The organism is Pseudomonas cyclaminis (assembly GCF_015163715.1).
Lineage (GTDB): Bacteria > Pseudomonadota > Gammaproteobacteria > Pseudomonadales > Pseudomonadaceae > Aquipseudomonas > Aquipseudomonas cyclaminis.
In genome coordinates, this window is sequence record NZ_JADDUM010000318.1 from 1 (window position 1) to 8,139 (window position 8,139).

The 8,139-nt window shown below is 62.5% G+C and carries 10 protein-coding genes and 1 pseudogene; 10 read left to right on the plus strand and 1 reads right to left on the minus strand.

Translation table 11 applies throughout. The features are described 5' to 3' along the window. The 10 genes and pseudogenes from IQK56_RS29345 to IQK56_RS29390 form a co-directional block, all read left to right on the plus strand. Positions 1-457 (plus strand): RibD family protein (locus IQK56_RS29345; RefSeq protein WP_193901932.1); only part of this gene is annotated, 457 nt, incomplete at its 5' end. Between the two features lie 48 nt (positions 458-505). Beyond that, the gene (locus tag IQK56_RS29350) at positions 506-1,168 is read left to right on the plus strand and encodes a riboflavin synthase (RefSeq protein WP_029299435.1); all 663 of its coding nucleotides are present in this window, start codon (positions 506-508) and stop codon (positions 1,166-1,168) included. A 15-nt stretch (positions 1,169-1,183) separates the two neighbouring features. Further along, positions 1,184-2,275 (plus strand): bifunctional 3,4-dihydroxy-2-butanone-4-phosphate synthase/GTP cyclohydrolase II, encoded by a 1,092-nt coding sequence (gene ribBA, locus IQK56_RS29355; protein ID WP_099584631.1) that lies wholly within the window; start codon positions 1,184-1,186, stop codon positions 2,273-2,275. An 88-nt stretch (positions 2,276-2,363) separates the two neighbouring features. Beyond that, positions 2,364-2,840, plus strand: a complete 477-nt coding sequence (gene ribH / locus IQK56_RS29360; protein ID WP_003176356.1) for a 6,7-dimethyl-8-ribityllumazine synthase — start codon at positions 2,364-2,366, stop codon at positions 2,838-2,840. Beyond that, on the plus strand, positions 2,837-3,337 hold the full coding sequence (gene nusB, locus IQK56_RS29365; RefSeq protein ID WP_110621747.1) for a transcription antitermination factor NusB: 501 nt from the start codon (positions 2,837-2,839) through the stop codon (positions 3,335-3,337). The genes ribH and nusB overlap by 4 nt, the downstream gene beginning before the upstream one ends. 18 nt (positions 3,338-3,355) lie before the next feature. Continuing rightward, a pseudogene (thiL, locus tag IQK56_RS29370) lies at positions 3,356-4,320 on the plus strand (thiamine-phosphate kinase). 66 nt (positions 4,321-4,386) lie between these two features. Beyond that, on the plus strand, positions 4,387-5,115 hold the full coding sequence (locus tag IQK56_RS29375; protein ID WP_193864164.1) for a substrate-binding periplasmic protein: 729 nt from the start codon (positions 4,387-4,389) through the stop codon (positions 5,113-5,115). Positions 5,116-5,242: 127 nt separating this feature from the next. Next, the gene (gene ribA, locus IQK56_RS29380; protein WP_016978544.1) at positions 5,243-5,860 is read left to right on the plus strand and encodes a GTP cyclohydrolase II; all 618 of its coding nucleotides are present in this window, start codon (positions 5,243-5,245) and stop codon (positions 5,858-5,860) included. Continuing rightward, positions 5,857-6,273: a nuclear FMR1 interacting 1 family protein gene (locus IQK56_RS29385; RefSeq protein ID WP_193864163.1), complete on the plus strand. Its 417-nt coding sequence runs from the start codon at positions 5,857-5,859 to the stop codon at positions 6,271-6,273. The genes ribA and IQK56_RS29385 overlap by 4 nt, the downstream gene beginning before the upstream one ends. Continuing rightward, on the plus strand, positions 6,270-7,058 hold the full coding sequence (locus tag IQK56_RS29390; protein ID WP_193864162.1) for a cobalamin-binding protein: 789 nt from the start codon (positions 6,270-6,272) through the stop codon (positions 7,056-7,058). The genes IQK56_RS29385 and IQK56_RS29390 overlap by 4 nt, the downstream gene beginning before the upstream one ends. A gap of 71 nt (positions 7,059-7,129) precedes the next feature. Here IQK56_RS29390 and IQK56_RS29395 read toward each other — a convergent pair. Continuing rightward, positions 7,130-8,139 (minus strand): TonB-dependent receptor domain-containing protein (locus tag IQK56_RS29395; RefSeq protein ID WP_193901933.1); only part of this gene is annotated, 1,010 nt, incomplete at its 5' end.

Consider the following 8,139-nt stretch of genomic DNA (forward strand, 5'->3'; position numbering starts at 1 on the left):
CGCCCTGGCCATGTCGCGCCCGCCGCTGCGTGTGTTGATCGACGGTCGCCTGCGGGTGCCGCTCAACGCGCCGTTCTTCAAGGCGGGTCCGGCATTGGTCATCACGTGTGTCACCCCGGAAAACCAGTTCCCCCGTGGCCCTGAGTGCCTGGTGGTGCCGGGTGTGGAAGGCCAGGTCGACCTGCGTTCGGCACTGATGGCCCTGGCGGCCCGTGGCGTCAACGAGGTGCTGGTGGAAGCCGGCCCAAGCCTGGCGGGTGCGTTTGCCCAACAAGGGCTGGTGGACGAATACGTGATTTTCGTCGCCGGCAAGTTCCTCGGCTCCGCAGCCCGGCCGTTGCTGGACTGGCCGCTTGAGAAACTGGCCGACGCCCCCCAACTCAAGATCACTGAAATGCGCGCTGTAGGCGACGACTGGCGGGTCACTGCCATCCCTGTGCCAGCAGCGAGCGTATAATTCCCGGCCTGCGCTTGCGCGTCAGCCCCTCGTTTTCAGGAGAACGAAATGTTCACCGGCATTATCGAATCCATCGGCAGCATCCGTGCAATGACCCCCAAAGGCGGCGACGTACGCCTGCTGGTTGAAACCGGCAAGCTCGACCTGGGCGACGTCAAGCTGGGCGACAGCATCGCCGTCAGCGGCGTGTGTCTGACCGTCATCGAGCTGCCTGGCAATGGCTTTGCCGCCGACGTCAGCCGGGAAACCCTGGACTGCACCGCGATGAACGACCTCAAGGCCGGCAGCCCGGTCAACCTGGAAAAAGCCCTGACGCCCACCACCCGTCTCGGTGGTCACCTGGTCAGCGGCCATGTCGACGGTGTCGGCGAAGTGGTTGCCCGCAGCGAAAACGCCCGCGCCGTGGAGTTCCGCATCCGCGCGCCCAAAGAGCTGGCCAAGTACATTGCCCACAAAGGCTCGATCACCGTCGACGGCACCAGCCTGACCGTGAACGCCGTGAATGGCGCCGAATTCGAACTGACCATCATTCCCCACACCCTGAGCGAAACCATCATGGCGTCGTACCAGCCTGGTCGCCGGGTGAATCTGGAAGTCGACTTGCTTGCCCGTTATCTGGAGCGCCTGTTGTTGGGTGACAAGGCCGCAGAGCCTGCTGCAGGTAACATCACTGAAAGTTTTTTGGCCGCTAACGGCTACCTGAAATCCTGACCAAGGGGGTGCCGCGTGGCGCTCAATAACATCGAAGAACTGGTTGAAGACATCCGCCAAGGCAAGATGGTCATCCTGATGGATGACGAAGACCGCGAGAACGAAGGCGACATCATCATGGCCGCCGAGGCCTGCAAGCCCGAGCACATCAACTTCATGGCCAAGCACGCCCGCGGGCTGATCTGCATGCCCATGAGCCGCGAGCGCTGCGAGTTGCTCAAGCTGCCGTTGATGGCGCCGCGCAACGGCTCGGGTTTTGGTACAAAGTTCACGGTGTCGATTGAAGCGACCACCGGCGTCACCACCGGCATCTCCGCCGCTGACCGCGCCCGCACTGTCCAGGCGGCTGCCGCGAAAGACGCCAAGGCCGAAGACATCGTCAGCCCTGGCCATATCTTCCCGCTGATGGCCCAACCGGGTGGCACCCTGGCTCGTGCCGGCCATACCGAAGCGGCCTGCGACCTGGCGCGCATGGCCGGTTTCGAGCCGAGCGGCGTGATCTGCGAAGTGATGAACGACGACGGCACCATGGCCCGTCGCGCCGAACTCGAAGCCTTTGCCGCCGAGCACAACATCAAGATCGGCACCATTGCCGACCTGATTCACTACCGCATGATCCACGAACGTACCGTTCAGCGGATTGCCGAGCAGCCGCTGGACAGCGAACTGGGCCAATTCAATCTGGTGACCTATCGTGATTCGGTGGAAGGCGACGTGCACATGGCCCTGACCCTGGGCGCCATCAGCGGTGACGAACCAACCCTGGTGCGCGTGCACAACATGGACCCATTGCGCGACCTGTTGATGGTCAAGCAACCGGGCCGTTGGAGCCTGCGCGCCGCCATGGCAGCGGTGTCCGAGGCGGGCAGCGGTGTGGTGCTGCTGCTGGGTAACCCGGTGGACGGCGATGTATTGCTGGCCCATATCCGCGAAACCGCCGAGCAGACCCAGGCCAAAACACCGACCACCTACAGCATTGTCGGGGCCGGTTCGCAGATCCTGCGGGACCTCGGTGTGCGCAAAATGCGCCTGATGAGCGCACCGATGAAATTTAATGCGATATCCGGATTCGATCTGGAAGTTGTAGAATACGTGCCCTCCGAATAAAGGCCGGCGCTGTTTGCCCCTTGTTCGCGGTTAAATCATCACTGAGGGACGCACTTTTCGCGTCCCGGCTCTTTAAGAGATTTGTCGAATGACCCTGAAGACCATCGAAGGTACCTTCATCGCCCCCAAAGGCCGCTATGCCCTGGTGGTTGGCCGCTTCAACAGCTTCGTGGTTGAAAGCCTGGTAAGCGGTGCCGTGGATGCCCTGGTTCGCCACGGTGTGAGCGAAAGCGATATCACGATTATCCGTGCCCCTGGCGCCTTCGAAATTCCACTGGTTGCGCAAAAAGTTGCTCAACAGGGTGAATACGCAGCCATCATCGCCCTGGGCGCTGTGATTCGTGGCGGTACTCCGCACTTCGAATACGTGGCCGGCGAATGCACCAAGGGCCTGGCCCAGGTGTCCATGGAGTTCGGCGTGCCAGTCGCTTTCGGCGTACTGACCGTTGATTCCATCGAGCAAGCCATCGAGCGTTCCGGCACCAAGGCCGGCAACAAAGGCGCTGAAGCTGCGCTGTCCGCCCTGGAAATGGTTAGCCTGCTGTCGCAGTTGGAGGCCAAGTGATTTCTGACGAGAGCGATCAGTTCAACCCTCAGGACCCACGCCCTGCGGATGCCGGCAAGCCATCCAAAAGCGAGAAGCGTCGCAAAGCCCGTCAGCTCGCGACCCAGGCGCTGTACCAGCGTCATATGGCCGGCACTTCGCTGAACGAGATCGAAGCGCAATTTCGCGTCGATAACGACTTCACGTTTGCCGACCAGAGCTACTTCCACGACATCCTGCATGGCGTCCCGGCCAACCTGACCGAGATCGATGCTGCATTGTCGCCGTGCCTGGACCTGACCATCGAAGAGCTGGACCCGGTTGAACTGGCCGTATTGCGCCTGTCCACCTGGGAACTGCTTAAGCGCGTCGACGTGCCGTACCGCGTGGTGATCAACGAAGGTATCGAGCTGGCGAAAGTCTACGGTTCGACCGACGGCCACAAGTTCGTCAACGGCGTGCTCGACAAGCTGGCCCCGCGCCTGCGTGAAGCCGAAGTGAAGGAACACAAGCGCTAACCTGCGCTTGAGTCCTGAATGGGTGAGTTTGAGCTGATCCGCAAGTACTTCGCCGCCGCGCCCTGTGCCCAGGGTGGCGACGGCATTGCCTTGGGGATTGGCGACGACTGCGCCCTGCTGGCGCTCCCTGCCGGGGAGCAACTGGCAATCTCCACCGATACCTTAGTGGCCGGCGTGCACTTTGCCGACCCCTGCGATCCGTTTCTGCTCGGCCAGCGCTCGCTGGCGGTGGCGGTGAGCGATCTGGCGCCATGGGCGCCAACCCCCTCGCATTTACCCTTGCACTCACGACACCCACCGTCGATGCCGACTGGTTGCGACGCTATGCCCAGGGCTTGAACACCATGGCGCTGAGTTGCGGCGTGGGCCTGGTGGGTGGCGACACCACGCGCGGGCCGCTCAGCCTGACCCTCACGGTGTTCGGGCGTGTGCCGGCGGGCCAGGCGTTGACGCGCAGCGGTGCACAACCGGGTGACCTGCTGTGCGTCGGCGGCGAGTTGGGCAATGCCGCTGGCGCCTTGCCGCTGGTGTTGGGCCAGCGCAATGCCGATGCGGCCATTGCGGACCCACTGTTGGCCCATTACTGGTCACCCCAGCCGCAGTTGGCCTTGGGGCTGGCGCTGCGCGGCAAAGCGACGGCTGCGATGGATATCTCCGACGGGCTGTTGGCCGATTGCGGGCATATCGCCAAGGCATCGGCTGTCAGCCTGTTGATCGAGCGTCAGCAGCTGCCGCTGTCCAGCGCCTTGCTGGCATTTGTTGGTGATGACGAGGCGCGGGTGGCTGCCTTGAGCGGTGGCGACGATTACGTGCTGGCGTTTACCCTGCCGCCCGTCGAGCTGGCGCCGTTGCTGGCCGACGGTTGGCCGGTGCACGTCATCGGCCGTGTCCAGGCGGGGCAGGGTGTGACGCTGCTTGACGCGAATGGGCAGGACATCACACCGGCCATCCGGGGTTATCAACACTTTCGCGACACGCTCTGAATCGGCGCGCTGCGCTACCCTCTATAACGTCATTACTGAAGCAAGGCTTTGCAGGAGGTCGTACCCATGGTTGTGCGCCGCTGGCTGCTGATACTGCTGTGTGTGATTCCAGCCTGGGCGCAGGCGCAGGATGGGCCTGTGATACCAGGCAAGGTCGTGCTCGCCAGTGAGGCCTGGGACGACTACACCAACGCGGACGGCAGCGGCCTGGCCTGGGATGTGATGCGTGAGATCTTTGAGCCGAGTGGGATCACTCTGCAAACCCGTATCGAGCCCTACACCCGCTCGGTGGGCCTGGCCCAGCGCGGTGAGGTGGATGGCTGGGTCGGCTCCTACCGCGATGAGGTCAAGGGCGTGCTGTACCCGCACTGGAACTTTGACTCCGACCCTATCTACGCCCTCGGGCTGACAACCTCGCCGATTCCGAGCGTGGCGACGCTGGGCGAATACCGCCTGGCCTGGGTCCGTGGCTACCGGTACGAGGCGTACTTGCCCAATGTGCGCCGTTTCAATCAGATCCAACGCCGCGACGGGATTCTGCCGATGCTCCAGCACGGCCGGGCCGACTTCTACATCGACGCCCTCACCGAGGCGCAATATGTCCTCAACCAGGCGCCTGATCGTGCCAGGTTCCGGCTCACCCACCTCATCGACCTCCCGCTCTACATAGGCTTTGCCGACACGGAGCGTGGCCGGGCATTACGTACCGTGTTCGACCAGCGTATGGCCCTGCTGGTGAAAAACGGCGAGCTGAAGCCGATCTTCCAGCGCTGGAAGCTGCCGTATCCGTTCTGATTGCATAGATCCGAGAGGAAGGCCAATCAAACCGATTGATCTTTATCAGCGATCATTCAGCTTAAGCGTCTGTAGGAACCTGCTGTTACAATGGCGCCTCTGTGAAATCTGAAATCAGGAGCACACGGTGCCCGTCGTTTTCGTCGCCGCTTCCAAGCTGCCTACCCCTTTTGCCACGTTCACCATGAACGGCTTCCTCGAAGAAGCCACCGGGCGCGAGCACGTTGTGCTCAGCCTCGGCGATATCGCGGATGGCGCGCCGGTGCTGGGTCGTGTGCATTCCGAATGCCTGACCGGCGATGCGCTGTTCAGCCAGCGCTGCGACTGCGGCTCGCAACTGGAAGCGGCCATGCGCGCCATCGCCCGTGAAGGGCGTGGCGTGCTGCTGTATCTGCGCCAGGAAGGCCGTGGCATCGGCCTGATGAACAAGATCCGCGCCTACGAGCTGCAAGACGGTGGCGCCGATACCGTTGAGGCCAATGAGCGCCTGGGCTTTGCCGCCGATCAGCGTGACTACGCGATCTGTCTGCCGATGCTGGAGCACCTGGGCGTGAAATCCCTGCGCTTGATGACCAACAACCCGCGCAAGGTCAAAGCCTTGACCGAGATGGGCATCACCGTGGCCGAGCGCGTGCCGCTGCACACCGGGCACAACCCCCATAACAAGCTCTACCTGGCGACCAAAGCCAGCAAGCTCGACCATATGATGGGCAACGAGCACCAAGGCGAGGTCGACCGCGCGTGACCCGTGGCCAGGTAAAACGGCGACTGTCCTTCAACTGGTGGCAGTACCTGGCCCTGGCGCTGCTTCCGTTGTTCGTACTCAACCTGGTGTTTGGTCAGGTAGCCTTGGTGCCGGTGCTGGCGATGCCGTTGTTCATCGCTGGCGTGGCCTCGATGTTCCTCAGCCTGCGCTACTTCCACGGCTATAAACACGCGCTGATCGCCACATCAAAAGCCCTCGATACCCCCGAAGAACCGGCTGCCTGGATCGCCCTCGCGGCCCGTCGGCGCACGGCTTTGCTGGTGGCCGCGATCCCGTCGTGGGTCGGCGCGCTGGCGGTGTTTGTCGGCCTGGAAGCGGTGCCGCTGTTCCTGCTGGCGCTGTCGACGATGGTGCTGTTTTACCTCTATCGCATTCCCCGTCAACTCGGATGACGCACCGCTGGGTGGCGCTTGTGCTGCTGGCGCTGACTGCCCAGGCGTTGGCCGTCGAGCGAGTGGTCAGCCTGGCGCCATCCCTGTCTGAAATCGTGGTTGAACTGGGTGCTGCCGATCTGCTGGCTGGTGTGCTCGATGGCGGCGAACGGCCGGCCGACTTGGCGAAGGTGCCGTCGGTGGGGCATTACGGCCAGTTGGACATGGAGCGCCTGCTCAGCCTCAATCCCGACCTGATCCTGCTGTGGCCCGGCAGTGTCGGCCCGGCCCAGCGCGAACAGTTGCAACGCCTGAATATCCCGGTGTACATCGCCGAACCCCATAGCCTTGAACAGCTCACCACCCAAGTCCAGGCCATCGCCGAGCAAGTGGGCCGCGCCGAGGCCGGTCGGCAGTTGGCTGCCCGACTGCGCCAGCGCCTGGCCGGGCTGCGCCAGCGTTATCAGCAGGCCGAGCCAGTGCGGGTGTTTTATCAGGTGTGGGACCAGCCGCTGTATACCGTGGGTGGCGGGCAGATCATCAGCGACGCGTTGAACGTCTGCGGAGCGCGCAATGTATTCGATGACCTGAAACTACCTGCGCCGCAGGTCAGTATCGAGTCGGTGTTGCAGCGTGACCCCGAACTGATCCTGGTGGGGGATCAGGCTCAACTGGAGGCCTGGAAAGTCTGGCCATTGATGGCTGCGCGGGTGCGCGTGGTGCCGGACAAAGGCCTGGAGCGGCCTAGCGGGCAAATGCTGGAGGCGGTGGCGCGGTTGTGTCAGGTGATTGCTCCGAGCCGCTGAGACCGCTATCTGTGAATGCAGTCAAAATGTGGGAGGGGGCTTGCCCGCGATGAGGCAAGTGAAGGCGCCAATCAGATTTCAGGCGTCCAGGTCACACCAACCATCCATACCCGACCCTCTTCACGGTAATCCTGATTGTTCAGAAACGCCGGATCGTTGTAGCTGTAACGTGCCCGCGCATAGGATTTATCCAGCACGTTATCGACCTTCAGTGACAGCGCCACTTCCCGGTTCAGCGCCCAACTGCTGCGCAAGCCGAGCAATCCATAGCCGCCCAGGCGCTGCGCATTGTCTTCATCGTCATAGCTGCTGCTGATCGCCTGCCAACTTGCACCCAGGCCGAGTGTGTCGAATTTCCGATCCAGATCCAAATTCAACGTGCGCCGTGCACGGCGGGCCAGGGTGTGGCCGGTATCACGGTCGCGCGGGTCGATGATGGACACGCCCAGGTTGCCTTGCCAGCCAAACAGTTCCTGTTTGAGGGCGGCCTCAAACCCGTCAATACGCGCCGACGCCACGTTTTGCGGCTTGCTGGTGCTGTCCAGGATAATCGCATCGCTCAAGTCGGTGCGGTATAGCGAAGCCTCCAGGCGAGTGCTGTCGGTCAATTGGCTGCGCCATTGCAGTTCGTAGCTCTTTGAAGTCTCGGGCTGCAGGTTCGGGTTGCTGTATTTCGTGTCGGGGTAATACAGATCGTTGAAGGTCGGCGCGCGAAAGCCTTCGCTGTAGCTCAGCAACACGTCATTGTCGGGGTTGATCGGCACCGTCAGGGTGCCGCTCCAACTGTTCTGCCCACCAAACTGCTGGTTCTGGTCGCGGCGCAGGCCCAGCTCTGTGGAAAACCATTCGCTGTGGAAGCGGTGCTGCACAAAGGCTGCGCGGTTCCAGCGGCTGTTTTCGCTAAACGTGGTGGAGCCGTGGAAGCGGTCTTCGTACCAGTCGCCGCCTAGGATCAGGCTGTTGCTGTCGTTGAGCGTCAGGTCGTTCTGCCAGGTCAGCGAGTCGCGGTAGGTGTTGAACACGCTGAAATCGTCACTGAGGGTATCGCGCTTGGTGTCGCGGTTCTCGCTGTGGCCCAGCT